This window comes from Streptomyces longispororuber, from assembly GCF_024448165.1.
Taxonomy (GTDB): domain Bacteria; phylum Actinomycetota; class Actinomycetes; order Streptomycetales; family Streptomycetaceae; genus Streptomyces; species Streptomyces longispororuber_A.
In genome coordinates this window covers 48,662-72,979 of sequence record NZ_JAMOLN010000006.1, presented here as the reverse complement: position 1 = coordinate 72,979, position 24,318 = coordinate 48,662, and the positions used below count along the sequence as shown (strand labels likewise).

Below are 24,318 nucleotides of genomic sequence, written 5' to 3'. Positions count from 1 at the left end.
ACCTCTGTTCAAACGGTGGACTCCCCAACACCGCTCTGCAATTCTCCAACAACTGAACGCAAGAAGACGACTCTATGAGGAGAGAAGATGCTGGGACAGTGCGTGCACAGAGCCGGGGCGAGAGGCGGGTGGCGCGGCCTCTCGGTCGTTCTGCTGGCGCTCGCCCTCGCGTTCCTCGGCCTGCCGGGCGTCGGCGGCGCGCGGGCCGCGGGCGGACCGAACCTCGCGGCGGGCGCGACCGCGAAGGCGAGCAGCGCGAAGGACGGGTACGGGGCGGCGAACGTCGCCGACGGCAACGCCTCGTCGTACTGGGAGAGTTCGGGCTCCGACCTGCCGCAGTGGGTGCAGGTCGACCTGGGCGCGACGGCTCGCGTGGACGAGGTGGTGCTACGGCTCCCCGGCTCGTGGGAGAGCCGCAACCAGACGCTGTCCGTGCAGGGCAGCGCAGACGGGACCTCGTTCGACACGCTCAAGTCGTCGGCGTCCTACGCCTTCTCGCCCGGCTCGGGCAACACGGTGACCGTGTCGTTCGCGGCGGCGCAGACCCGCTTCGTACGGGTCGTGGTGAGCGCCAACACCGCCTGGCAGGCGGCCCAGTTGGCGGAGCTGGAGGTGCACGGCGCCGCCGAGTCGTCGGTGAACCTGGCCCGCGGCAAGGCGTTCACGGCGAGCTCCACGACCCAGACGTACACGGCGGCGAACGCCGGTGACGGCGACCCGGCGAGCTACTGGGAGAGCAAGAACGACGCCCTGCCACAGTGGGTGCAGGTCGACCTGGGCGCGTCGGTGCGGGTGAACCGGGTGGTCCTGCGGCTGCCCTCCGGCTGGGAGACCAGGACGCAGACGCTCACGCTGCGGGGCAGCACGAACGGCACGGACTTCACGGACCTGGCCGCGTCCAAGGCGTACGAGTTCAGCGCTTCGGGGCAGCAGGCGCAGACGCTGTCGTTCGACACGGTGACGACCCGGTACGTGCGGATCCTTGTGACCGCGAACAGCGTGCAGAAGGCGGGCCAGCTCGGCGAGCTGGAGGTGTACGGGCCGACGACCGGCGACACCGAGGCCCCGTCCGCACCCGGCGGTCTCGCCTACATCGAGCCCGCGACCGGACAGATCAAGCTGACCTGGCAGGCGGCGACCGACAACGTCGAGGTCACCGGCTACGACGTCTACGCCGACGGACAGCTGCGCGCGTCGGTCGACGGCGGCACCCTCACCTACACCGACACCCAGCCCGCGTCGGCGACGCTCACGTACTACGTGCGCGCCAAGGACGCGGCCGGGAACCAGTCCGCCAACAGCAACACGGTGACCCGCAAGGGCGATTCGGGTGACACGCAGGCACCGACGGCGCCCGGGAACCTCGCCTTCACGGAGGCGGTCAAGGGCCAGGTGAAGCTGACCTGGCAGGCGTCGACCGACAACGTGAAGGTCACCGCATACGACGTCTATGCCGGAGGCACCCTGCTCAAGTCCGTCGCGGGGGACGTCACTTCGTACACCGACACCCAGCCCGCGTCGGCGACGGTGACGTACACCGTGCGCGCGAAGGACGCGGCGGGCAACCAGTCGTCGAGCAGCAACTCGGTGACCCGCAACGGTTCCACGACCGAGTCGGCGAACCTCGCGGCGGGCAAGCCGGCCGCCGCGTCGTCCTCGGTCTTCACGTACGTCGCGGCGAACGCGGTGGACGACGACACGAGCACCTACTGGGAGGGCGGCGCGGGCAGCTACCCGAACACCCTGACCGTGAAGCTGGGCGCGAACGCGGACGTCTCCTCGCTCGTCCTGAAGCTGAACCCGGACGCCGCGTGGTCGGCCCGCACCCAGAAGATCGAGGTGCAGGGGCGCGAGCAGAAGGCGTCGGGCTTCACGACGCTGGTCGCGGCGAAGGAGTACGCCTTCGACCCGGCGAGCGGGAACAAGGTGACCGTCCCGGTGACGGCACGCGTCGCGGACGTCCGCCTCGTCGTCACCGCCAACTCGGGCGCTCCGGCGGGCCAGTTGGCCGAGTTCCAGGTGCTGGGCGAGCCGGCGCCGAACCCTGACCTCCAGGTCACCGGCATCACGTCGAAGCCCGACGCGCCGGTCGAGTCGGACCGGATCACGCTGTCGGCGACCGTGCGCAACGCGGGCACGGAGGCGGCCGACGCGACCGATCTGGACTTCACGCTCGGTGCGCAGAAGGTCGGCTCGGGCTCCGTGGGCGCGCTCGCGGCGGGGGCCACGGCGACCGTCAGCGCGGACGTCGGGGCGCACGAGGCGGGCACGTACCAGGTCGGGGCGGTCGTCGACCCGAGCGGTCTGGTCGTCGAGCGCGACGAGGCCAACAACGCCTACACCAGCCCGACGGGTCTCGTCGTCAAGCCGGTCACGAGCGCCGACCTGGTCGCGTCCCCGGTGTCCTGGTCGCCGAGCGCGCCGGCCGAGGGCGACCAGGTCTCCTTCTCGGTCGCCCTCAAGAACCAGGGCAACCAGGCGAGTTCGGGCGGCGGCCACGGCATCACGCTCACCGTCGCCGACTCCGGCGGCACGGTCGTGAAGACGCTCACCGGCTCGTACGACGGGGCGATCGCGGCCGGTGACACCACGGCGCCGGTCAAGCTGGGCACGTGGACGGCGGGCAAGGGCAAGTTCACGGTGAAGACCGTGATCGCCGACGACGGCAACGAGCTGCCGGTCAAGCGCGCCAACAACACGTCGTCGCAGCCGCTGTTCGTCGGCCGCGGCGCGAGCATGCCGTACGACATGTACGAGGCGGAGGACGGCACGGTCGGCGGCGGCGCGAAGGTCGTCGGCCCGAACCGCACCGTCGGTGATCTCGCGGGCGAGGCGTCGGGCCGCAAAGCCGTGACGCTCGAATCGACCGGCAGCTACGTCGAGTTCACCACCAAGGCGCCGACGAACACGCTCGTCACGCGCTTCTCGATGCCGGACGCGGCGGGTGGCGGGGGCAAGAACTCGACGCTCAACGTGTACGTCGACGGAAAGTTCCTCAAGGCCGTCGACCTGACGTCGAAGTACGCCTGGCTGTACGGCTCGGAGACGGGCCCGGGGAACTCGCCGAGCGCGGGCGCGCCGCGCCACATCTACGACGAGGCGAATCTGCTGCTGGGCACGACGGTGCCGCAGGGCAGCAAGGTCCGGCTGCAGAAGGACGCGGCGAACGACTCCACGTACGCCATCGACTTCGTGAACCTGGAGGAGGCCACCGAGCTGCCCAACCCGGACCCGGCGGCGTACGCCGTGCCGACCGGCTTCTCGCACCAGGCCGTGCAGGACGCGCTCGACAAGGTGCGGATGGACACGACGGGCAAGCTCGTCGGCGTGTATCTGCCGGCCGGTGACTACGAGACGTCGAACAAGTTCCAGGTGTACGGGAAGGCGGTGAAGGTCGTCGGCGCCGGTCCGTGGTTCACCCGGTTCCACACGCCGTCGTCGCAGGAGAACACGGACGCGGGTTTCCGGGCGGAGGCCAGTGCGAACGGGTCGACGTTCGCGCACTTCTCCTTCTTCGGGAACTACACGTCGCGGATCGACGGCCCGGGCAAGGTGTTCGACTTCTCCAACGTCGCGAACATGACCATCGACGACGTGTGGAACGAGCACACGGTCTGCCTGTACTGGGGCGCGAACACCGACAGCGTCACCATCAAGAACTCCCGGATCCGGGACACGTTCGCCGACGGCGTCAACATGACGAACGGCTCGACGGACAACCACGTCGTCAACAACGAGTCGCGGGCGACCGGCGACGACAGCTTCGCGCTGTTCTCGGCGATCGACGCGGGCGGCGCGGACGAGAAGAACAACGTGTACGAGAACCTGACGTCGCTGCTGACGTGGCGGGCGGCCGGGATCGCGGTCTACGGCGGGTACGACAACACGTTCCGCAACATCCTGATCGCGGACACGCTCGTCTACTCCGGGGTCACCATCAGCTCCCTCGACTTCGGGTATCCGATGAACGGCTTCGGCACGGCGCCGACCACGCTGGAGAACACGTCGATCGTCCGCTCCGGCGGCCACTTCTGGAACGGGCAGACGTTCCCGGGCATCTGGATGTTCTCGGCGTCCAAGGTGTTCCAGGGGATCCGCGTCAACGACGTCGACATCGTCGACCCGACGTACAGCGGGATCATGTTCCAGACCAACTACGTAGGGGGTCAGCCCCAGTTCCCGATCAAGGACACGATCCTGACGGACGTCACGATCACCGGAGCGCACAAGAGCGGCGACGCGTACGACGCGAAGTCCGGCTTCGGGGTCTGGGCGAACGAGATGCCGGAGTCGGGCCAGGGCCCGGCGGTCGGTGAGGTCACCTTCCACAACCTGAAGCTGGGTGACAACGCGGTGGACGTGCGCAACACGACGTCCACGTTCACGATCAACCTCAACCCCTAAAGGGTCCACGGTTCCATTACTGACCCCTCGCCTGTTACTGTTGCGGCATGCGCTAACGGGACTCACCTCCCGTTAGTGCATGCAGGGGCTACAACTGGCGCACTCCTCAAGGGGTTTGACATGGAATACCGACAGCTGGGGACGTCCGGACTCAAGGTGCCCGCGCTGAGCTTCGGGGCCGGCACCTTCGGCGGACGCGGCCCCCTGTTCTCCGCATGGGGCGACGTCGGGCCCGACGAGGCGCGGCACATGGTCGACCTGAGCCTGGACGCCGGGGTCACCCTGTTCGACACGGCCGACGTGTACTCGGACGGAGCCTCGGAGGAGGTACTGGGCGCCGCGCTCAAGGGGCGCCGCGACCGGGCCCTGATCTCGACGAAGGCCGCGCTCCCGACGGGCGAGGGGCCGTACGACGCCGGGGTCTCGCGCTCGCGCCTGATCCGGTCGGTCGAGGCGGCGCTGCGGCGGCTCGACACCGACTACATCGACCTGTTCCAGCTGCACGCGTACGACGCGAGCACCCCCGTCGAGGAGGTTCTCGCGACGCTGGACGACCTGGTGAAGGCGGGCAAGATCCGCTACACGGGCGTCTCCAACTACTCCGGCTGGCAGCTGATGAAGGGGCTCGCCGAGGCGGAGAAGCACGGCCGGCCGCGGTTCGCCGCGCACCAGGTCTACTACTCACTCGTCGGCCGCGACTACGAGTGGGAGCTGATGCCGCTCGGCCAGGACCAGGGCGTCGGCGCGGTGGTCTGGAGCCCGCTCGGCTGGGGGCGGCTGACGGGGAAGATCCGCCGGGGACAGCCGCTCCCCGCGGACAGCCGGCTGCACCGGACGGCCCAGTTCGGGCCGCCGATCGAGGACGAGCACCTGTACCGGGTGGTCGACGCGCTCGACGAGATCGCCGAGGAGACCGGCAGGGCGGTCCCGCAGATCGCGATCAACTGGCTGCTGCGCAGGCCCACCGTCTCGACCGTGCTCATCGGGGCGCGCAACGAGGAGCAGCTGCGGCAGAACCTCGGCGCCGTCGGCTGGGAGCTCACTCCGGAGCAGGTGGCGAAGCTGGACGCGGCGAGCGACGTGAAGGTGCCGTACCCGTACTACCCGTACCGGATCCAGGACGGTTTCCGGCAGTTGAACCCGCCGACGGTATGAGCATCGACCGCGCGAGCGACAGCCGCACGCGGGTGTCAACCCAAGGTTGACACCCGGAGACTGTCAACCTACGGTTGCCTCATGACGAATCCAGTCGGCCCCACCGTCCGCCTCGACGACCTGATCGAGGCCATCAAGAAGGTCCACACCGACGCCCTCGACCAGCTGCAGGACGCCGTCCTCGCGGCGGACCACCTCGGTGACGTCGCCGATCACCTGATCGGCCACTTCGTCGACCAGGCCCGCCGCTCCGGCGCCTCCTGGACGGACATCGGCAAGAGCATGGGGGTCACCCGGCAGGCGGCGCAGAAGCGCTTCGTCCCGAAGTCGGAGAACGACCTCGACCCGAGCCAGGGCTTCAACCGGTACACCCCGCGCGCCCGGAACGTGGTGGTGTCCGCCCAGACCGAGGCCCACGCCGCCAAGAACACCACCATCGGCACCGCACACCTGGTCCTCGGGCTGCTGCACGAGCCGGAGAGCCTCGGCGCCCGGGCGATCCTCGCGCAGGACGTCCTGCTCGACACCGTGCGGCAGGCCGCGACGGCCCTGCTCCCGGCGCCCGCCGACGAGCCGCCGGCCCTGATCCCGTTCGACGCCGAGGCCAAGAAGGCGCTGGAGCTGACCTTCCGCGAGGCGCTGCGCCTCGGGCACAACTACATCGGCACCGAGCACATCCTGCTCGCGCTCCTCGAGCAGGAGAACGGCTCCGGGGTCCTCGCGGACCTCGGCATCGACAAGGACGCCGCCGAGGCGAGCATCGCCGCGGCGCTCGAAGCCCTCACCAAGGACGCCACCGAGGAAGGGACGAGCTGACCGCACGCCGTGCGACCGGGCCGGGGCCGGGGTCCCGGCCCCGGCTGACCGACACAGCCGCGGGTGGGAAACTGTGCGCATGACTGACCGCTCAGGAACCCCCGCCCGGCAGGACGACCTCGTCGACGTCGACGAGCTGATCGACGCCTATTACACGAGGGAGCCCGACGTCGCGCGCCCCGAGCAGCGCGTCGTCTTCGGCACGAGTGGCCATCGCGGCTCCAGCCTCGACGGCGCCTTCAACGAGAAGCACATCGCCGCCATCACGCAGGCCATCGTGGAGCACCGCGCGGCCGAGGGCATCACCGGTCCGCTGTTCATCGGCCCCGACACCCACGCCCTGTCCGCACCCGCGCTCAAGACGGCCCTCGGCGTGCTGGCGGCGCACGGCGTGCGGGTGATGGCCGACGCGCACGGCGACTTCGTGCCCACGCCCGCGCTCAGCCACGCCATCCTGCGCTGGAACCGGGACGAGCCGGCCGACCGTGCCGACGGCATCGTGATCACCCCGAGCCACAACCCGCCCCGCGACGGCGGCTTCAAGTACAACCCGCCGCACGGCGGCCCGGCCGACTCGACGACGACGTCCTGGATCGCGGCCCGCGCCAACGAGCTGCTGGAGGACGCGAGTTGGACGCCGCGCACGGTCGACGACGCGGCCGGCGAGCCGTACGACTTCCGGGAGCGCTACGTCGAGGACCTCAAGGACATCATCGACGTCGACGCCATCCGCGCCTCGGGCGTGCGGGTCGGCGCCGACCCGCTGGGCGGCGCCAGCGTCCACTACTGGGCGCGGATCGCCGAGCTGTACGACCTCGACCTGACCGTGGTGAATCCGAAGACCGACCCGACCTGGCGCTTCATGACGCTCGACTGGGACGGGAAGATCCGGATGGACCCGTCGTCGGCGCCCGCGATGGCCTCGGTCCTCGCCCGCCGCCACGACTTCGACCTGCTCACCGGCAACGACGCGGACGCCGACCGGCACGGCATCGTCACCCCGGACGCGGGCCTGATGAACCCGAACCACTATCTGGCCGTCGCCATCCACTACCTGTTCTCGCACCGCCCGCAGTGGTCGGCGTCCGCGGCGATCGGCAAGACGCTCGTGTCGAGCGCGGTGATCGACCGGATCGCCACCACGCTCGGCCGTGAACTCGTCGAGGTGCCCGTCGGTTTCAAGTGGTTCGTGCCGGGTCTGGTGGACGGCTCGGTGGCGTTCGGCGGCGAGGAGAGCGCCGGGGCCAGCTTCGTCCGCAAGGACGGCAGCGTGTGGACCACCGACAAGGACGGCATCCTGCTGGCCCTGCTCGCCGCCGAGATCACCGCCGTCACGGGGAAGACGCCGTCGGTGTACTACGCCGAACTCGCCGCCGGGCACGGCGCGTCCGGCGCCGCGTACGCCCGGATCGACGCCAAGGCGACCAAGGAGCAGAAGGCCCGCCTCGCGAAGCTCACCGGTGACGCGATCACCGCGGACACCCTGGCCGGCGAGCCGATCACGGCCCGGCTCTCCGAGGCGCCGGGCAACGGCGCGGCGATCGGCGGCGTCAAGGTGACCACGGAGAACGCCTGGTTCGCGGCGCGGCCCAGCGGCACGGAGGACGTGTACAAGATCTACGCCGAGTCGTTCCGCGGCGCCGAGCACCTCGCCCAGGTGCAGAGCGAGGCCCAGGCGATCGTCGACGCGGCGCTGCAGCAGTGACCTAGGGCCTGTCTCCCAGATCCCTCCTGCCCCGCGACGCCTGGCACGCGCTCTCGCCGCACCGGGCGCAAGGCCAAGTACATCCAGTACGAGGCCTTGAGCCCGGCCCGCCGAGAGCACGCACCAGACGCCGCGGGGCCCGCCCTTCGGGCGGACGGAGGGACCTGGGAGACAGGCCCTAGCGGGCGGCCTCGGGGATCCCGGGGACGTCCGCCACGCTGTCCAGGACGTGGGTGTGCGGGTGGAGTTCGAGCTGCTCACGGGTCAGCTGGCCCGTGAGCACGCCCACGACGACACCCGCGCCCGCGTTCGTCCCCGCCTCCAGGTCGACGACGGTGTCGCCGGCGACGAGCACCTTGCGCACGTCGACGACACCGGTCCTCTCCATCGCGCGGTGGATCATGTACGGGGCGGGGCGGCCGCGGCGCACCTCGTCGGAGGTGACGACCGCGTCGAGGTTGCCGCCCTCGCCGGTGGACCAGCCCAGCGACTCCAGCAGCGGGAGCGCCACATCGTCGCTGAAGCCGGTGGTCAGCGCGACCTTGATGCCGCGGGCGCGCAGTTCCTCAAGTGCCTTGTCGGCCTGGGCGATCGGCTGCGGCGGCACCTCCTCGTAGCGCTTGCGCAGGTATGCGCGGAACGCGCCGTACTGCCGCTCGACCAGTTCCGCGTCGGGTGTGCCGCCGCCGATGCGGACGAGGGCGGCGATGGCCTCGCGCTTGTCGGTGCCCATCCAGGTCTGCAGGTCGTCGTCGGCCACGGTGACGCCGGTCGACTCGACGGCGTGCCGCAACGCCTCGTACACGGCGCCGTGTTCCTCGATGGTGGTGCCCGCCATGTCGAAGACGGCGAGTTCGATGGTCCGGGTCACGATGGTTCCTCACTGGTGGTTCGGGGAGCTGTGCCGTCGGAGCGGTCGCGGCCCGCGACGGTGTGCCCTCCGACGGTGTTCTCGATGGTGAAGGTGGCCATGGCCGGGAGGTAGCGGTCGTCCGCGTACTCCACGGGGGTGCCGTCGCCGGTGTACGCCAACCGGCGCACGCGCAGCAGGGGTTGACCGGCCGCGACGCCGAGCAGTTCGGCGTCCTCGGTGTCCGCGGCGATCGCGTCGATGGTGTGGCGGGCGTGGTGGAGGTCGACGCCGCGCGCGATGAGGGCCTCGTAGACGGAGCCGGCGTCCGGGTCGACGGCGAACAGGTGGGCGCCCGCGTCGAGGACGAACGTGGAGCGCTCGATCATCGCGGGCACCCCGTCCAGGTGCCGCAGTCTGACCAGGTCGACGACGGGCGCCCCCTCCTCCAGACCCAGGCGGTCGGCCGTGTCGGCGGTGGCCCGGTGCCGGGCGACCTCGACGGTGAACTGGCCCGGCTCACGCCCTATGGAGCGCGCCCACTGGGTGAAGGACATCAGCGAGTCGAACGGCTGGGAGGGCGTGACCCTGCGGGCCACCGGCGGTTTGCCGCGCCCGCCCACGAGCCGGCCCTCCGCGCGCAGCTGCGCCAGGGCCTGCCGGACCGGGCCGCGCGAGGTGCCGAACTCCTCGCAGAGCTGTGCCTCGCTCGGCACGGGCCGCCCCTCGGGCCACTCCCCCGCCTCGATACGTCGCCGGAACTCGGCTCCGAGCCGTTGGTGCAGCGGCCCATCCTCACTTGTCTTCACAACTTGAGTTTCTCAGGCCGACAGCGCTCGGCACAAGGTGAGTCTCGGTGCTCAGCTGGTAAACAAACGGAAAACTTGTATAGACAGGTCTTGCCTCTGGCGGGATTCGCTCCGCACGCTTGTCGGCATGAGCATCGCAACAGCACCTTCTCCGTCCGTCGCCCTGCCCGGCGGCCGCAGCGACCTCGTCGTGGTCGGCGCCGGCATCGTGGGCCTCGCGCACGCCGTGGAGGCGGTCCGCCGGGGACTGAGCGTCACCGTCGTCGAGCGGGACCGGCGTCCGGTCGGCGCGTCCGTGCGCAACTTCGGGCACTGCTGCATCACCGCGCAGCGCGGCGACCTCCTCGGTCTCGCGGAGCGGTCGCGCACCGGGTGGCTGGACGCCGCCGCGCGGGCGGGCCTGTGGGCACCGGAGGCGGGCGCCCTGGTCGTGGCCAGGTCGGCGACGGAGCTGGCGGTCCTGGAGGAGCTGCGCGACGAGCGCGGCGCCGACGCGGTGCGGCTGCGCACCCGGGACGAGGTGGGCACGGCCCTGGGCCGCGCGGCGGACGCCAGGGACGACCTGGTGGGCGGCGCGCTCCTCCCGGTGGACCTGCGGGTGAACCCGCGCGAGGCCGCGCCCCGGCTCGCCCAGTGGCTCGCCGAACAGCCCGGCGTGACGGTGGCCTGGGGGACGAACGTCACGGGCGTCGAACAGGGCACCGTGCACACCAGCCGCGGCCCGGTCCACGGCGAGCAGATCCTGCTGTGCGTCGGCCACGACCTGGACCGGCTGTACCCCACCGAGGCGGAGGCGCACGGCATCGAGCGCTGCCGGCTCTCCATGGCCCGGGTCGAGGCGCCGGCGGCCTTCCGCACCGACGCGGCGGTCCTGACGGCCACCTCGATGCTCCGCTACGACGGCTTCACGGCGATGCCGTCCGCAGCCCGGCTGCGGACCGAGGTCACCGGCCACAGCCCGGAGCTGCTCGACGTGGTGGCGAACGTGATGTTCACCCGGCTGCCCGACGGCACGGTCCTGGTGGGTGACTCGCACGCGTACGACGCGACGGAGATCCCGTTCCAGGACGAGGCGACGACCGAGCTGCTCCTGCGGGAGGCCGCGCGGGTGCTCGGGGTGCGCGACGTGCGGATCACGGAGCGCTGGCAGGGCGTGTACGCGAGCAGCGCCAACGGGCCGCTGCTCGTCCGTGACGTCGCGCCGGGGGTCCGGGCGCTGTCGGTGACCTCGGGGATCGGGATGACGCTGTCGTTCGGCCTGGCGGCGGCGACGTTCGACGGGGCGCTGCACGCGACCGCCTGACGCCCCGCGGTACAGAGAGAAAGGGGGAAGGGGGCCCTCCCCTCGCAGGGCCCCCTTCCCCGGCTCGTCACCGGCTCACTTCAGGGTCAGCCGGTGCACACCTCCCAGCGCCGTGCCGACGTAGAGGGCGCGTCCGTCGGGCGTGGCCGCCAGCGACAGCACGTCGGTGTTCTGCAAGGTGCCCGACACGTTGTGCCAGGTGCGGCCGCCGTCCGTGGACTTCAGAACTCCCCGTGCGCCGTACGGGACTTCGCCCGGCAGCCAGCGCCCGGTGGTGCCCGCGTACCAGGCACCGCCGGCCCTGACGAGGCCCGACACCTGGATGCGCAGGCCGCCGTGGTCGGCGGTGCGGAAGGTGCGGCCGCCGTCGGACGACCAGCGCAGCGTGGTGCCGCCGACGACCAGCCGGGAGCCGTCGACGCCGAGCGCGGAGACCTCGCCGCCGGCCGCCTTCGTCAGGGTCCTGCCGAAGTCGTCCGAGGAGTACAGGCCGCCGTGGCCGCCGAGCCAGATCCGGCCGGGCCGGTCCGGGTCCGCCGCGAGCGCCCGGAACCGGTCGCTCTTGCGCAGGCTCTTCCAGTGGGCGCCGCCGTCCGTGGTGGTGTAGACGCCGGGTCCGTCGATCCGGTCGTAGGAGACCGCGACCCGGTCGGGGTCGCGCGGGTCGACGAGCAGTGCCAGGGCGGTGCCGTCGAGCTGCCCCTTCTCCTCCCAGCTGCGGCCGCCGTCCGTGCTCTGCTGCACCGACAGACCGGCCAGGCTCTCGAAGGTGCGCCAGACGATCCGGCTGTCCCGGGCGTAGGCGGAGATCGCGGAGACCTGGGTGCCGGTGGTCCCCTCGTGCTCGCCGGCGCCCCACTCGGGGGAGGCGACGGGCAGTGCGGTGCGGTACATCCCGACGCTCGTGCCCGCGAGCAGCGACCCGTCGGAGACGGCGAGCGCGGGCACGCTCTCGCCCTGCACCCCGATGCGCCGCTGGCCCGTACCGCCGTCGCGGCCGCGGTAGATGCCCGCCGACGCGGCGCCGACCGTGTACGAGCCGTCGGCCCAGCGGTCGAAGTCGTACACGACGCTGCCGTCGACCGGCTTGCCGATCTCCTGCCAGGTGGCGCCCGCGTCCTTGCTGAGGTGGACGGTGCCGTCGGACCGGTCGTGCACGATCTCGCCGTGGCTCACGGTGACGAGGCCGCGCCCGTTGCCCTGCGGCGCGCCCCAACTGCGGCCGCCGTCACGGCTGATGACGAGTCCGCCGCCCTGGCCGAGGATCTGCGCGGTCACCAGCTGGTCCGCCGCGTCGAACCCGGCGAAGAGCTGGGTGCCGTCGTCCGGCAGGGTGCGGATCCGCTCCGCCTTCTTCGGGCCCTCGCCGGTCATGCCGCGCACGGCCCACAGGGTGCGCCCGGCCCAGGCGTACAGGTCGTCGCCGCCCATGGCGACGTGCAGCACGTCGGCCGGCAGTCCGAGGTCCTCGGCGTGCCAGCTGTCTCCGCCGTCCCGGCTGACGAGCAGCGTGCCCTCCGCGGTCGCCGCGACGAGCACGCGGGTGTCGGCGTCGGCGACGAGGTCCGTGTAGCCGGCGTCGGGGACGTCGAGCCGCTCCCAGGTCCTGCCGCGGTCGGTGGTGCGCAGGATGCCGCCCGCGTTGACCGACCAGGAGAAGGCGCCCATGGCGGACCACCAGCGGTCCGGGTCGTGGGCGTCGACGACCAGCGACGGCTCGTCGGTGGCGGCGCCGGTGAACGGGGTGCGGCCGCGCTCGGTCCAGGTCTTCCCGGCGTCCGTGGTGAGCCACGCGCCGGACTTGCCGGACTGCGTCATGACGGCCTGCCGGTCCGCGCCGGGGGCGAGGGTGAGCAGTCCGTCGGCGCTGTTGGGGCCGACCGGCTGCCACCGCTGACCGTGGGCGTCCGCCGGGGTGACCTCGAACCCGCCCGCGCCGTACTGGCGTTGGCCGCCGGTGGCCGTGGCGCGCGCGGTGACCCGGTAGGTGCCGGGGGCGCTGCCCGTGAGGTCGGCGGCGAAGTAGCGCGGGTCGGCCGTGGCCCGGGTCTTCGTCGTGTACGTGCGGCCGCGCGGCGGGTCGACCGTCAGGACCGGCGGACCGGCGAGCCCGGCCGGGGTGTACACGTAGGCCGTGCTCGCCCCGGACGACGGGTCGGGGGTGACGTCCACCGCGAGCGGGGCCGCTTCGAGGAGGTAGGGCACGGTCAGCGCGGGACCGTCCGGACCGGTGACCGTGACGGCGCCGGAGAAGTGCGTCGTCGTGGCGGGCCGCGGGGCGTCCAGGGTGAGGCGCACCGTGGCGGTGCCGCCCGCGGGGACGGTGACCCGGCCGGGCGTCACCCGCGCCGCTTCGCCGTCGACGCGGACGGTGCCGGTGACCGCCTGCTTCCCGCTGTTGTGGAGCGTGACGGTGCGCGAGGCGGTGACCCGGGGGCCGCCCAGGTCGGCGAGGCCGAGCGAGACGGTCGCCGGGGACGCGGTGAGGCGGGCGTCGGCGGCCGCCGCCACGTCGAGGCGGCCCGCGCCCTGGGCGATGGTCTCGACCTCCTTGAGGCGGTGGGCCGCTCCGGTCAGCTCGGCGCCGATCTCCCGGGCGTCGCGGTCCGGGTGGAGCTGGCGCAGCAGGGCGGCGGAGCCCGCGACGAGCGGGGACGCCATCGACGTGCCGGACATCCGCCAGGCCCCGGAGGGCACGACGGACCGGGGCACGGTCGAGCGGATCTCCACGCCCGGCGCGACGAGGTCGGGCTTCAGGCGGAGCCCCTGGTCGGGGCCGCGGGACGAGAACGAGGCGATCTGGTCGCCGGAGTCCCGCCCGCTGAGCGTCAACTTCACGTTCTGCGCGGCGAGTTCGGTGAGTTCCTGGCCCTGGATGCGGTCGACGCCGGTGACGACGAGGTGGCCCAGGCGCGGACCGTCGTCGAGGCCGGTGAGGCGCCGGGCGCTGTCGGCGGGCACGGGCACCCCGTCGCCGCGCCGCCGGGGTGCCACGTCGGGGCGGCCCGCGACGACGGGTCCGCCACCGGCCGCGGCGCCGCCGACGAGGGCGATCGCACCGCGCTTCTCGGCCTCCTCGTACACGGCGAGGTCCTCGGGGTACACCGGGTCCTCGGCGCCGCGGGCGGGCGGGAACGCGTAGAGGAGCACCTTGCCGCGCACGTCACCGGCGCGTTCCCAGTCGTCCGGGGTGCCCATGCCGATGTCGACGAGGCCGCCGGTCGCGGGCGCGTCCGCCGGGTTGGCGGAGACGAGCCCGCGATAGGTCTCCAGGGTCTCCCGCTGCCCCTCGACGCGGAGTTCGGGTACGGCGACACCGCTGGTGGAGGCGCCGACGGCGAGGACGCCGGGGGCCGCCGCGGGCGAGCCGACCGTGTACGGGCCCGGTCCCTCGTTGCCCGCGGAGGCCACGACCACGACGCCCGCGTCGACGGCCGCGGTGGCGGCCCGGCCGAGCGGGTCGCCGCCGTCGCCGGGGCCGCCGATGCTGAGGTTGATGACGTCGGCGCGGTGCGGGTTGGCCGGGTCGATCGCGGCCTCGATGCCGGCGACGATCGCGGAGGTCTCGCCGTACCCGTCGGCGTCCATGACCTTGTACGCGAGGAGCCGGGCGTCCGGCGCCGCGCCCGTCACGCCGCCCGGTCCGGCCGCCTTCGCGGCGATGATGCCGGCGACGTGGGTCCCGTGGGCGTTGTCGTCCATCGGGTCGTCGTCGTGGTTGACGAAGTCGTGGCCGCCGACGACCTTGTGGCCCTCGCCGATGCCGCCGCCCAGGTCGGGGTGGGTGTAGTCGACGCCCGAGTCGATGACGGCGACGGTCGTGCCCCGGCCGGTGACCTTCCCGCCGCCGGGGGCGGGGCGGTCCCAGACCTTCGGCAGCCCGACGAGGTCATGGGCTTCGGTGGCCTGCACCTTGACGCGGGCGTCGGGGACGACGGACCGCACGCCGGGCAGGGTCCGCAGCCGGGCCAGGGCGTCCTGGTCGACGGTCATGGCGACCGCGTTCAGGGCAAGCCCCATGCGGCGTACGGACGTCGGGGCGGCGCCCGCGTCCCGCGCCGCGTCGAGGACGGCGTCCTGCCGGGTGTCGATCCTCTCGCGGGCCGCGCGGACGTCGGCGGTCCGCGCGTCGCGGGCGGGGCCCGCCGGCGCCTGCAGCGCCGTGGCACCGTCGAGTTCGACGATGACACGGGTGCGCCCGGGTGTGTCGGCCGCCTGTGCCACGGGTGTCGCGGAGAGCAGGCCGCCGAGCACGGCGGCGGTCAGTGCGGCGTGCAGAGGTCTTCGGACGCCGTGACGTGTGTGTCGTATGTGGTTCCCCATAGAGGGAGTTGGTAGTCGCGCCGACCACGTCGGCACAACGATTCGCGACGGCCCATTGCTGCCTGTGGCACACATGGGCCAGGATCCCGGAATGACCGAACAGCTCTCCGCCGTCGGCGTCGACCCCTTCGACGAGGCCGTTTACCGCGCCCTGCTCACGCGTGAGGCGGCGTCGCCCGGACAGCTCGCCGACGAACTGGCGTGCTCCGCGGACCGGGTGGGCCGGGCCCTCGCCCGGCTGCACGACCTGGGTCTGGTCGGACGGCTCTCCGGGACCCGGCGGCGGTACGCGGCGATCGACCCGGAGCACGCGGTGGACGCCCTGATCCGCACGCGGTCGGCGGAGCTCGACCGGGTCAGGTCCACCGCGGCCGAACTGTCCCGGCTCTTCACCGCGGGCCGGCACGGCGGCGGCGAGGAGGTCGAGATCGTGCACGGCAGCGAGGCGCTCGGCCGCTGGTTCGTCCGGCTCCAGCAGGAGGCGCGGGACGAGGTGCGCACCCTGGACCGGCCGCCGTACGCGCTGACGACGGCGAACCCCGTCGAGGAGACGGCGCTGGCGGAGGGCATCAGCTACCGCGCGGTGTACGCGCCCGAGGCACTGGAGTGGCCGGGCGTCCTGGACGACATCCGCCGGCTGGTCGGCCTCGGTGAGCAGGCCCGGGTGCTGCCGGGGCTGCGGGTGAAGCTGGCGATCGCCGACGACCGGGTGGCGCTGATGCCGCTCTCCCTCACCCTGTCGTCCGAGGTGCGGGCCGCGGTGATCCGTCCGTCCGCGCTCCTGGACACGCTGATCGACCACTGGGAACTGTGCTGGCGCGTCGCCGAGCCGCTCGACGCGCCCGCCGAGGGGCCGCTCGACGAGGACGACAGGCTGATGCTGTCGCTGCTGGTCAGCGGGTTGAAGGACGAGGCGATCGCCCGTCAGCTCGGCTGGTCGGTGCGGACGATGCGCCGCCGCACCAGCCGGCTGCATCAGCTGCTCGGCGCGTCCAACCGGTTCCAGGCGGGGGTGATCGCGCAGCGCCGCGGGTGGCTCTGACGGCCGGGCGGGCACGGTTCGGCGGGCACGGTTCGGCGGGTGCCGAACCGATCGCTGCCTACGCTCCGGCCATGACCAGCACAACTCACCTCCCCCACCTGACCGTCGAGCCGAGCATCCTCTACTTCGGCACGCCGGTGGCTCTCCTGTCGACGGAGAACGCGGACGGCACCTTCAACCTGGCCCCGATGTCCTCGGCGTGGGCGCTCGGGCGCACGGTCGTGCTCGGCCTCGGCGCCGACGGCCAGAGCGCCCGCAACCTCGCCGCCCGCCCCGACGTGGTCGTCAGTCTGCCGGGTCCCGGCCAGTGGGAGGCGGTGGAGCGGCTCGCCCCGCTGACCGGGCGCGACCCGGTCCCCGCCTCGAAGCCGCGGGGCTGCCGCTACGAGCCGGACAAGTTCGGTGCGGCGGGCCTGACCCCGCAGCCGTCCGTCGCGGTGCGCCCGCCGCGCGTCGCCGAGTGCCCGCTGCAACTGGAGGCGCGGGCGGTGGACGTCCGCCCCGACGCGGGCGGCGCCTTCCTGATCGTGGAGACGTCCGTGCTGGAGGTGCACGCCACCGCCGACATCGTCGTCCCCGGCACCGACCACATCGACCCGGTCGCCTGGAGCCCGCTCGTCTACAACTTCCGGCACTACTTCGGTCTGGGCCCCCAGCTCGGCCACACCTACCGCAGCGAGACGGCCCGGAGCGCCGCGGCCGTGCGGGGCTGATTGCCGGAAACCGACTGGCCCGCGACCCCGCCGTGTGCTTAAAATCCCCGGCAGCATCGCGTGCCGGTCACCGACCGGGTGAGGCATGGAGGTGCCGGAGTTGCCTTCTGGAGGCAATCCATCGTGGCAGTTCAGCTCAACCACACCATCGTTCACGCCCGGGACAACCGGGAATCCGCCGCATTCCTGGCGCACATCCTCGGGCTCAAGGTCGGAGCCGAGTGGGGCCCCTTCGTCGCCCTAGACCTCAGCAACGGCGTGACGCTCGACTTCGCGTCCATCCCGGCCGAGTCCATCGTGATGCAGCACTACGCCTTCCTCGTCACCGAGGAGGAGTTCGACGGCGTCTTCGCCCGCATCAAGGACGCCGGGCTCACGTACTACGCCGATCCGCACGGCAAGCAGCCGGGCGAGATCAACCACAACGACGGCGGTCGCGGCGTGTACTTCATGGACCCGGCCGGACACGGCATGGAGGTCATCACCCGCCCCTACGGGGGCGGCGACAGCTGAGCCGTCGGGCCGCAGCCGCGCCGAGCGCGCGGCTGCGGGCCGCTCAGCCGAACTCCGTCGCATGGAGCACCAGGAGCACGGTGCCCACCAGCAGCGCCGCGACCCCCAGGGCCCCCAGGGCCAGCGCCGTGCGCCGGGCCGGCCGGCAGGCCAGTTCGGCGTCCTCCTGACGGACCGCCGCCGAGCACGGCAGTACCGCGAGACCGTAGGTCACCAGTCCGGCCGTGCCGACCGTGAGACCCAGTCCGAGCCACGTCACACCCGCGGACAAAAAGGACATGTGTCTGATTCTGGGCCCTCCGCGGCGATCCCGCGATTCGGTGATCGTCACGCTCCGGAACCGTCGGGCCGTACGCCCGCGTGCGGCGGGCGGGCGGCGCCGGTACAACGGAATCATGAGCACCGGAACCCGGTACGTGCCCGCCGGCCAGGGACGTGCCGGCCGGAGCCGGGCAGCGTGGGCCGCTGCGGGGAGATCGCTCGGCTCGACGGGGCCGCGGACCTGAATCCGATCAGGACCGGCCGGGAGCCGCGGACACCCGCCGAGCAGGCCCACACCCACCAGGCCGGTCCCACGGCCGACAGCCCCAGGGGAGTTCATGCCGCTTACACAGGACCAGCGCGAGGAGTTCCTCGCCGGTACGCATCCGGCGTCCGTCGCCGTCGACGACCGGGGTGGGCGGGGACCCCTCAACGTACCGATCTGGTACGCGTACCGGCCAGGCGGCGCGATCCGTGCCGTCACCGGGCGCGACAGCCGCAAGGCGCACCTGCTGGCGGCGGCCGGGCGCTGCTCGTTCCTGGTGCAGCGCGTCGAGCCCACGTACCGGTACGTCTCGGCGGAGGGCCCGGTGACGCTGCGCACGGCGACGGCCGGCGACCTGGAGGAGGTCGCCGGCCGCTATCTGCCCGCGGACGTGCTCGCCACGTACGTGGACAACACGTTCCGCAGCTACGGCCCCGAGGGTCTGGTCCTCGTCGAGCTGCATCCGGAGCACTGGCTGAGCGCGGACATCGGGGCGAACTGACACCTCGGGTGCGGTGGTTCAGCCTCCGTAGACGTCCTCCACGTAGCGGCCTTCGGCGACGAGCGCGGACAGCCACCGCTCGGCGGCGCTCTCGTCCGCGCCCTCGGTGCGGGCGCGGTACAGGTCGCGGAACGCGGCCCGTACGCCGGGTGCCATGCGGGCGCCGTCGCCGCACACGTACACGGTGGCGCCCGCGTCGAGCAGGTGCCAGACCTCCTGGCCATCGGCGGCGATCCGGTGCTGCACGAAGGCGTGTCCGTCGACGGGTGCGTCGCTGAACACGGGCCGCAGCGAGATCGTTCCGGCGGCGTCGGCGGCGCGCAGTTCGTCGGCGTGCAGGAAGTCCTTGTCCGGGTGGTCGCAGCCGAAGTAGAGGAGGGCGGCCGGGAGTCCGGTGCCGCGCTCGGCGACGGCGGCGCGGAACGGGGCGAGCCCGGTGCCCGCCGCGACCATGATGACGGGTCCGGGCGCGTCGGGCCGGATGCGGAAGGCGTCCCGGCAGGGCTGGATGCGGCCGAGGACGGTGTCGCCGGGCCGCAGTGCGGCCAGGTGGCCGGAACCAATACCCCGGAAGCGGCCGTTGCCGGAGGCGGCGGGCGCGTCGAGGACGGACACCATGAGGTCGACGTGGTCCGGCAGCAGGGCGGGGCTGGAGGAGACCGAGTAGTGACGGGGCCGCAACGGCGGCAGCAGCTCCAGGAGTTGACCCCAGCCGAGGGCGCCACGCAGCGCCGGGTGGCCCTCGATCAGCTCGACGAAGGTGCGCGGGTCGCCGTCCGGCAGGGCCTTCAGCGCGGCGGCCTCGGGCGGGCACGGGTTCGCCGCGGCCAGCACGGCGACGTCGGCGGCGCTCGGTCGGTGCTGCAACTCCACGTGATGGGTGAGAAGTTCACGGACCGTCAGGGGTCGGTCGACGGCCAGTCCGTCGCGGCGCGGCCGGGCGGCGCGGATGTCCAGAACCGCGTCGGGGTCGAGGCCGAGGGCCGCCGTCACCCGCGCCACGAGGGCCGGGTCCTGGGCGGGCAGCACGGTGAGATGGTCTCCGCTGCGGTACATGGTCCCGGCGGGCAGGGCGAGGCGCACGAACCGCTTGGTGCGGGGGTGGTCGGCGGCCGTGAGGTCGTACGCCTCGGTGACGGTGAGCGGCACGAGGCCGTGCCGGGCGGCGGCCGCGTCGAGCGGGCTTCCGGAGATCTCCCTGACCTCGTACGCGGCGGTGGGCGCGGGCCCGGCGTCGATGGCGTCGGGGTCGCCGTACCGCTCCAGGAGGGCGGCCCGCAGCCGGGCGGTGAAGGTGCGGACGGTGCCGTTCAGGTCCCCGGAGGCGTCGGCGGCGGCGCGCTCGCAGAGCCGCTCGGCGCCGCCCGCGGCGAGGCGCTCGTCGATCCGGGTGGGGACGTGCTGGTAGGTGGCCGCCCAGTTGCGGTCGCCGACGCCGAGGACGGCGTAGACCGTGCCGTCGTGCGCGTCCCGGTCGAGGGAGGCCACGAACTCGCGCGCGTCGTCGGTGGGTTGGCCGTTGTAGGAGGCGGCGACGACCACCACGGGGCGGTCCGTGGGCAGGCCGTCCGCGTAGGCGTCGAGGGGTGCGACGTCCGTGGCACAGCCGATCGCCGCGGCCTCGTCGGCGAGCCGGCCCGCCAGGTCGCGGCAGGTGCCGTAGTTGCTGCCGTGCAGGACCAGGGCGCGGGTGCCGGGGCGGACCCGGACCGGCAGCTCCGCGGTGTCGGCGTCCTGTTCGCCGCGGGCCGCGTGGCCGGGCAGGGCGCCGTGCCGGCGGTCGGCCGGGGTGCGCGGGGCGAGCGCGAGGGTGAACCCGTCCGGCTTCATGGTGAGGGTCTCCTTCACCGTGAGCCGGTAGTCGGCGTGGTCGTTCAGCCGGTAGCGGTGCACCAGCATGGCGAGCAGCATGGTCGCCTCGTGGAGCGCGAACTGCCTCCCGATACAAGCCCGTTCACCGGTGCCGAACGGTTTGAACGCGTGCGCGGACCGGGCCGCCTCGGCCTCGGGCGTGAACCGGCCGGGGTCGAAGCGCTCGGGGTTGTCGCCCCAGACGGGCTGCCGGTGCAGCATCGGCACGAGCACGGACACGCCCTGTCCGGCGCGGACCGGGATCCGGCCGCCGAGCAGGGTGTCCTCGCGGGCCTCGCGGCTGAACGCGGCGGCGGTGGGCCACAGCCGCAGCGCCTCGTTGAGGACCTGCCGGGTGTAGGTGAGCCGGCCGACCTCGTCGAAGTCGGGCTCCGGGTCCGCGGTGTCGCCCCACAGCGCGTCGACCTCGCGGCGCACGAGGTCGAGGACGGCCGGGTTCTTGGCCAGGTAGTACAGGGCGAAGGACATCGCGCCGGACGTCGTCTCGTGTCCGGCGATCAGGAACGTGATGACCTGGTTGCGGATGTTGGCGGTGTCCAGCGTGCCGCCGTCCCGGGGGTGATCGGCGGTGAGCATCAGGCCGAGCAGGTCGTCGGCGTGCTGCTCGCCGCCCCGTACGCGGGCGTTGATGACGTCGTCGACGACCTGCGCCAGATAGCCGGCGTCGTCGTGGAAGGCGGCGTCGACGGACGCGTAGTCGCCGCCGGGGGTGCGGGCGAGGCGCTTCATGCTCCATTCGAGGCAGCGGACCATCGACTCGACGAAGGGGTGCGGCTCGTCGCCGTCGAACGACCCGAAGTCGTAGCCGAACCCGGCGAGTCCGATGGTGTCGAGCGTCATCCGGGTCATGTCGCCCGGCACGTCGACGGGGCGTCCTGCGCGGGCCGCGCGGTCCCAGGTGTCGACGAGCCGGCGGGCCACCCGGTACATCACCGGGTGGTAGGTGCGCATCGAGCCGAGCGCGAAGGCGGGCATCAGGATGTCGTGGGCGCGGGCCCAGTTCGGTTCGTCGTTGTAGGCGGTGAACAGGCCGTCGGCGGCGAACGCGCGGACGTTCTCCAGGGCGGGCCCGATGTGCTTGGCGAACCGGGATTCGTCGGCGAGTTCGGTGACCAGGTCGAGGTCGGCGACGAACAGGGCGTCGCGGCCGTGCAGCCGGCGCACGAGGGCCGGGCCGTGCGTGCGCATCAGGCCCATGACCTGCTGCAGCGGAGCGGCGCCGGGACCGGTGGCGGAGATGTCGATGACCGGAGGACCGTCGGTGGGGGGCGACGGGAGCAGCGCGGAGTTGTGCATGGTGCGGCAACTGCCTTTCGCGGGTGGGGGGATCGGCAGCTCCCAGCTTGGTCCCGCTCCCCCGCCGGTCGGCGCAGCCGCACTACATGATTGTGTAGGGGCGACCGGCGCGGCGGGGTTGTGCGCGCGGGCCGTTCGTGGTGGCGCGGGGCGAAGGGGTGCGGCGGTGGACGCGGTGGTGTGGCGCAATCGCGCGATGGTGCTCTTCGACCGGATTCCGATGCCGGTCGCGGTCTGCGATCCGTACGGCATCGTGCGGCTCGCGAACGCCGCGCTGGCGGCCCAGTGGGGGACGACTCCGGGGCGGCTCAAGGGCCGCGACATGCTGGACCTGTTCCCGCCGCTGGACGCGGCGCAGGTCGACCGGATCGGGCAGGCGCTGAAGCTGCGTCGCCGCTCGCGCTACACGGTGTCGGTGACCTGGCAGGGCACCGACGGGACGCACCGGCGGGGCGAGTTGAGCGTCGGCCCGGTGAGCGACACCCCGGACGGGGTGCCCGATCTGCTGGTGATGCTGCGGGTGACCGGCGAGTCCGCGCCGCGTCCGGCCGCCGCCCGGACGCCGCTGCACCGCAACGAGGAGCGGATCCTGGCGCTGCTCGCCGCGGGCGCGACCACCGCGAGGGCGGCGCGCGAGACCGGTCTGACCACCGACGGCGTCACCTACCACCTGCGGCAGCTGTCCCGGCGGTGGGGCGCGGCGAACCGCACCGAACTGGTCGCCCGCGCCTATGCGTCGGGGATCCTGGAGCCCGGCGTGTGGCCGCCTCATGTCAGGTCGTCCATGCCGGGGACCGGGGCGCCGGACGGGAACCCGGCCGCGACGTAGGCGTCGTAGTACGCCTTCCACGGGACGGCCCCGTCGGGCTTCTCGCCCCGGTCGGCCGCGTCGAGGGCGGCCAGGCAGACCTCCCACCCCGCCGCGTTGCGCGCGGCGGCGTCGGCGCTCTCCAGGACGTTCGTGAGCGTGAGCCGGGTGGCGCCGTCGCCCGCCGGCGTCACGTCGAGGCGGAGCTCGTCGCCGCCCCAGCTGTACGCCAGGTGGTGCGGGGCGTCGGCGACGAGGACGGTGCCGGTCGACTCCGGCATGTTCGGGTCGTCGAAGAAGCGGATCGTGGCGCCGGGGACCAGCGCGTCGACGTCGAACGTCGAGGGGAACCAGTGCGCCAGCTCCGCCGGGTCGCTGGCGTACGCCCACACGCGCTCGACGGGCCGCTGGTAGGTGCGGCTCAGCCGGACGGCGGGTCGGCCGTCGTCCAGGGTGAGATGGCTGCCGGTGGTGGTCGTCATGCCCGTGCCTTCCCTCGCTGCGTCTGCTCTGTCCGGGTCCGAGCCTCTCACCGGCCACCGACAGTCGCCTCCGGCGTGGTGGTGCGCGGCGCGCGGGACGGGCAGGCTCGTAGACGCGCCACCCGGGTGCGCGCCCCGCGTCCGACTCTGGAAGGAGCCCCTGTGGACGACACCGAAGGCACGGCCGGTGAGGACCCGAACGCGGGCAACGCCGCGTACGGGAAGAAGAGCTTCAAGCGGTCCCGCAGCCACTTCGCCGACCGGATCACGGCCGACGCGGCGGACGGCTGGCCGGTGGAGGCGGGCCGGTACCGGCTCGTCGTCAGCCTCGCCTGTCCGTGGGCGAGCCGCGCCCTCGTCGTGCGGCGGCTCCTCGGCCTGGAGGACGCCCTGTCGCTGGCGGTCACCGACCCGATCCAGGACGACCGCAGCTGGCGCTTCACGCTCGATCCGGACGACCGCGACCCGGTGCTCGGCATCCGCTACCTCAGCGAGGCGTACGACGCCCGGGAGACCGGCTACCCGGGCGGGGTGAGCGTGCCCGCGATCGTCGACGTGCCGTCCGGCAAGCTCGTCACGAACGACTTCCAGCAGCTCACGCTCGACCTGGAGACCGAGTGGACTGCGCTGCACCGGCCCGGCGCGCCCGACCTCTACCCGGAGCCGCTGCGCGCGGAGATCGACGAGGTCATGGAGGGCGTGTACCGGGACGTGAACAACGGCGTGTACCGGGCCGGGTTCGCGACGAAGCAGAGCGAGTACGAGGACGCGTACCGCGATGTGTTCGCACGGCTCGACACGGTGTCGGAGCGCCTGGCAAGGCAGCGCTACCTCGTCGGGGACACCATCACCGAGGCCGACGTCCGCCTCTTCACGACCCTCGTCCGGTTCGACGCGGTCTACCACGGCCACTTCAAGTGCAACCGGAACAAGCTGACCGAGGCCCCGGTGCTGTGGGCGTACGCCCGGGACCTGTTCCAGACGCCCGGCTTCGGCGACACCGTCGACTTCGACCACATCAAGCGGCACTACTACGAGGTGCACCGCGGCATCAACCCGACGGGCATCGTGCCGCTCGGCCCCGATCCGGCGGGCTGGCTGACCCCGCACGGGCGGGAGCGGCTGGGCGGCAGACCGTTCGGTGACGGCACGCCGCCGGCGGCTCGGTAGGGTCGGGGCGTACCTCCCGACCGGTCACG

General features: G+C 72.9%; 17 protein-coding genes. 11 read left to right on the top strand and 6 right to left on the bottom strand.

Annotated features, from left to right (window positions below; genetic code table 11):
- The first annotated feature begins 87 nt into the window (after nucleotides 1-87).
- The 4 genes from M4J07_RS03160 to pgm all read left to right on the top strand — a co-directional run bounded on the left by M4J07_RS03160 (nucleotide 88) and on the right by pgm (nucleotide 8,080).
- On the top strand, nucleotides 88-4,404 hold the full coding sequence (locus M4J07_RS03160; RefSeq protein WP_255966901.1) for a discoidin domain-containing protein: 4,317 nt from the start codon (nucleotides 88-90) through the stop codon (nucleotides 4,402-4,404).
- Nucleotides 4,405-4,524: 120 nt separating this feature from the next.
- Nucleotides 4,525-5,559 carry an aldo/keto reductase gene (locus tag M4J07_RS03155; RefSeq protein ID WP_255966899.1) on the top strand — a complete coding sequence of 345 codons (1,035 nt, stop codon included), beginning with the start codon at nucleotides 4,525-4,527 and terminating at the stop codon, nucleotides 5,557-5,559.
- A gap of 81 nt (nucleotides 5,560-5,640) precedes the next feature.
- Complete coding sequence (locus M4J07_RS03150) at nucleotides 5,641-6,375, top strand: Clp protease N-terminal domain-containing protein (RefSeq protein ID WP_255966897.1); 735 nt, start codon at nucleotides 5,641-5,643, stop codon at nucleotides 6,373-6,375.
- 79 nt (nucleotides 6,376-6,454) lie between these two features.
- On the top strand, nucleotides 6,455-8,080 hold the full coding sequence (pgm, locus tag M4J07_RS03145; protein ID WP_255966896.1) for a phosphoglucomutase (alpha-D-glucose-1,6-bisphosphate-dependent): 1,626 nt from the start codon (nucleotides 6,455-6,457) through the stop codon (nucleotides 8,078-8,080).
- A 178-nt stretch (nucleotides 8,081-8,258) separates the two neighbouring features.
- Here the strand turns inward: pgm and M4J07_RS03140 are convergent, their stop codons facing one another.
- Together M4J07_RS03140 and M4J07_RS03135 are read right to left on the bottom strand one after the other, a co-directional pair.
- Entirely contained in the window at nucleotides 8,259-8,951 is a 693-nt protein-coding gene (locus M4J07_RS03140; protein ID WP_255966895.1) for a phosphonatase-like hydrolase, read from the bottom strand.
- A complete protein-coding gene (locus M4J07_RS03135; RefSeq protein ID WP_255966891.1) occupies nucleotides 8,948-9,739 on the bottom strand; it encodes a GntR family transcriptional regulator in 792 nt (263 codons plus the stop codon). Before M4J07_RS03135 ends, M4J07_RS03140 begins: the two co-directional genes overlap by 4 nt.
- A 127-nt stretch (nucleotides 9,740-9,866) precedes the next feature.
- On the opposite strand from M4J07_RS03135, the gene M4J07_RS03130 reads away from it, so the two are divergent.
- Nucleotides 9,867-11,042 carry a TIGR03364 family FAD-dependent oxidoreductase gene (locus M4J07_RS03130; protein WP_255966889.1) on the top strand — a complete coding sequence of 392 codons (1,176 nt, stop codon included), beginning with the start codon at nucleotides 9,867-9,869 and terminating at the stop codon, nucleotides 11,040-11,042.
- A gap of 75 nt (nucleotides 11,043-11,117) precedes the next feature.
- Here the strand turns inward: M4J07_RS03130 and M4J07_RS03125 are convergent, their stop codons facing one another.
- Nucleotides 11,118-15,365: a S8 family serine peptidase gene (locus M4J07_RS03125; protein ID WP_255966877.1), complete on the bottom strand. Its 4,248-nt coding sequence runs from the start codon at nucleotides 15,363-15,365 to the stop codon at nucleotides 11,118-11,120.
- A 91-nt stretch (nucleotides 15,366-15,456) separates the two neighbouring features.
- Between M4J07_RS03125 and M4J07_RS03120 the strand changes: the two genes are divergently transcribed.
- From M4J07_RS03120 to M4J07_RS03110, 3 genes are all read left to right on the top strand, one after another.
- Complete coding sequence (locus M4J07_RS03120; RefSeq protein ID WP_255966875.1) at nucleotides 15,457-16,407, top strand: helix-turn-helix domain-containing protein; 951 nt, start codon at nucleotides 15,457-15,459, stop codon at nucleotides 16,405-16,407.
- A 71-nt stretch (nucleotides 16,408-16,478) separates the two neighbouring features.
- A complete protein-coding gene (locus tag M4J07_RS03115) occupies nucleotides 16,479-17,120 on the top strand; it encodes a flavin reductase family protein (protein WP_255966873.1) in 642 nt (213 codons plus the stop codon).
- Between the two features lie 123 nt (nucleotides 17,121-17,243).
- Nucleotides 17,244-17,633 (top strand): VOC family protein, encoded by a 390-nt coding sequence (locus M4J07_RS03110; protein WP_255966872.1) that lies wholly within the window; start codon nucleotides 17,244-17,246, stop codon nucleotides 17,631-17,633.
- Between the two features lie 43 nt (nucleotides 17,634-17,676).
- On the opposite strand, the gene M4J07_RS03105 is transcribed toward M4J07_RS03110, so the two are convergent.
- Nucleotides 17,677-17,913, bottom strand: coding sequence for a hypothetical protein (locus M4J07_RS03105; RefSeq protein ID WP_255966871.1), 237 nt, complete (start codon nucleotides 17,911-17,913; stop codon nucleotides 17,677-17,679).
- Nucleotides 17,914-18,232: 319 nt separating this feature from the next.
- On the opposite strand from M4J07_RS03105, the gene M4J07_RS03100 reads away from it, so the two are divergent.
- Nucleotides 18,233-18,661 carry a pyridoxamine 5'-phosphate oxidase family protein gene (locus tag M4J07_RS03100; RefSeq protein WP_255966870.1) on the top strand — a complete coding sequence of 143 codons (429 nt, stop codon included), beginning with the start codon at nucleotides 18,233-18,235 and terminating at the stop codon, nucleotides 18,659-18,661.
- Between the two features lie 18 nt (nucleotides 18,662-18,679).
- On the opposite strand, the gene M4J07_RS03095 is transcribed toward M4J07_RS03100, so the two are convergent.
- Entirely contained in the window at nucleotides 18,680-21,829 is a 3,150-nt protein-coding gene (locus M4J07_RS03095; RefSeq protein WP_255966869.1) for a cytochrome P450, read from the bottom strand.
- Between the two features lie 196 nt (nucleotides 21,830-22,025).
- Between M4J07_RS03095 and M4J07_RS03090 the strand changes: the two genes are divergently transcribed.
- Entirely contained in the window at nucleotides 22,026-22,658 is a 633-nt protein-coding gene (locus tag M4J07_RS03090) for a PAS domain-containing protein (RefSeq protein ID WP_255966964.1), read from the top strand.
- Here M4J07_RS03090 and M4J07_RS03085 read toward each other — a convergent pair.
- Nucleotides 22,598-23,119, bottom strand: coding sequence for an SRPBCC family protein (locus tag M4J07_RS03085; RefSeq protein ID WP_255966859.1), 522 nt, complete (start codon nucleotides 23,117-23,119; stop codon nucleotides 22,598-22,600). The genes M4J07_RS03090 and M4J07_RS03085 overlap by 61 nt on opposite strands.
- 162 nt (nucleotides 23,120-23,281) lie before the next feature.
- On the opposite strand from M4J07_RS03085, the gene M4J07_RS03080 reads away from it, so the two are divergent.
- Entirely contained in the window at nucleotides 23,282-24,289 is a 1,008-nt protein-coding gene (locus M4J07_RS03080; protein ID WP_255966857.1) for a glutathione S-transferase family protein, read from the top strand.
- Nucleotides 24,290-24,318 lie beyond the last annotated feature (29 nt).

Excerpts from the sequence above, each read along its gene's own strand:
- M4J07_RS03160 (WP_255966901.1), top strand. The coding sequence starts at position 88 with ATGCTGGGACAGTGCGTGCACAGAGCCGGGGCGAGAGGCGGGTGGCGC.
- M4J07_RS03155 (WP_255966899.1), top strand. The coding sequence starts at position 4,525 with ATGGAATACCGACAGCTGGGGACGTCCGGACTCAAGGTGCCCGCGCTG.
- M4J07_RS03150 (WP_255966897.1), top strand. The coding sequence starts at position 5,641 with ATGACGAATCCAGTCGGCCCCACCGTCCGCCTCGACGACCTGATCGAG.
- pgm (WP_255966896.1), top strand. The coding sequence starts at position 6,455 with ATGACTGACCGCTCAGGAACCCCCGCCCGGCAGGACGACCTCGTCGAC.
- M4J07_RS03130 (WP_255966889.1), top strand. The coding sequence starts at position 9,867 with ATGAGCATCGCAACAGCACCTTCTCCGTCCGTCGCCCTGCCCGGCGGC.
- M4J07_RS03125 (WP_255966877.1), bottom strand. The coding sequence starts at position 15,365 with ATGGGGAACCACATACGACACACACGTCACGGCGTCCGAAGACCTCTG.
- M4J07_RS03120 (WP_255966875.1), top strand. The coding sequence starts at position 15,457 with ATGACCGAACAGCTCTCCGCCGTCGGCGTCGACCCCTTCGACGAGGCC.
- M4J07_RS03115 (WP_255966873.1), top strand. The coding sequence starts at position 16,479 with ATGACCAGCACAACTCACCTCCCCCACCTGACCGTCGAGCCGAGCATC.
- M4J07_RS03105 (WP_255966871.1), bottom strand. The coding sequence starts at position 17,913 with ATGTCCTTTTTGTCCGCGGGTGTGACGTGGCTCGGACTGGGTCTCACG.
- M4J07_RS03100 (WP_255966870.1), top strand. The coding sequence starts at position 18,233 with ATGCCGCTTACACAGGACCAGCGCGAGGAGTTCCTCGCCGGTACGCAT.
- M4J07_RS03095 (WP_255966869.1), bottom strand. The coding sequence starts at position 21,829 with ATGCACAACTCCGCGCTGCTCCCGTCGCCCCCCACCGACGGTCCTCCG.
- M4J07_RS03090 (WP_255966964.1), top strand. The coding sequence starts at position 22,026 with ATGGTGCTCTTCGACCGGATTCCGATGCCGGTCGCGGTCTGCGATCCG.
- M4J07_RS03085 (WP_255966859.1), bottom strand. The coding sequence starts at position 23,119 with ATGACGACCACCACCGGCAGCCATCTCACCCTGGACGACGGCCGACCC.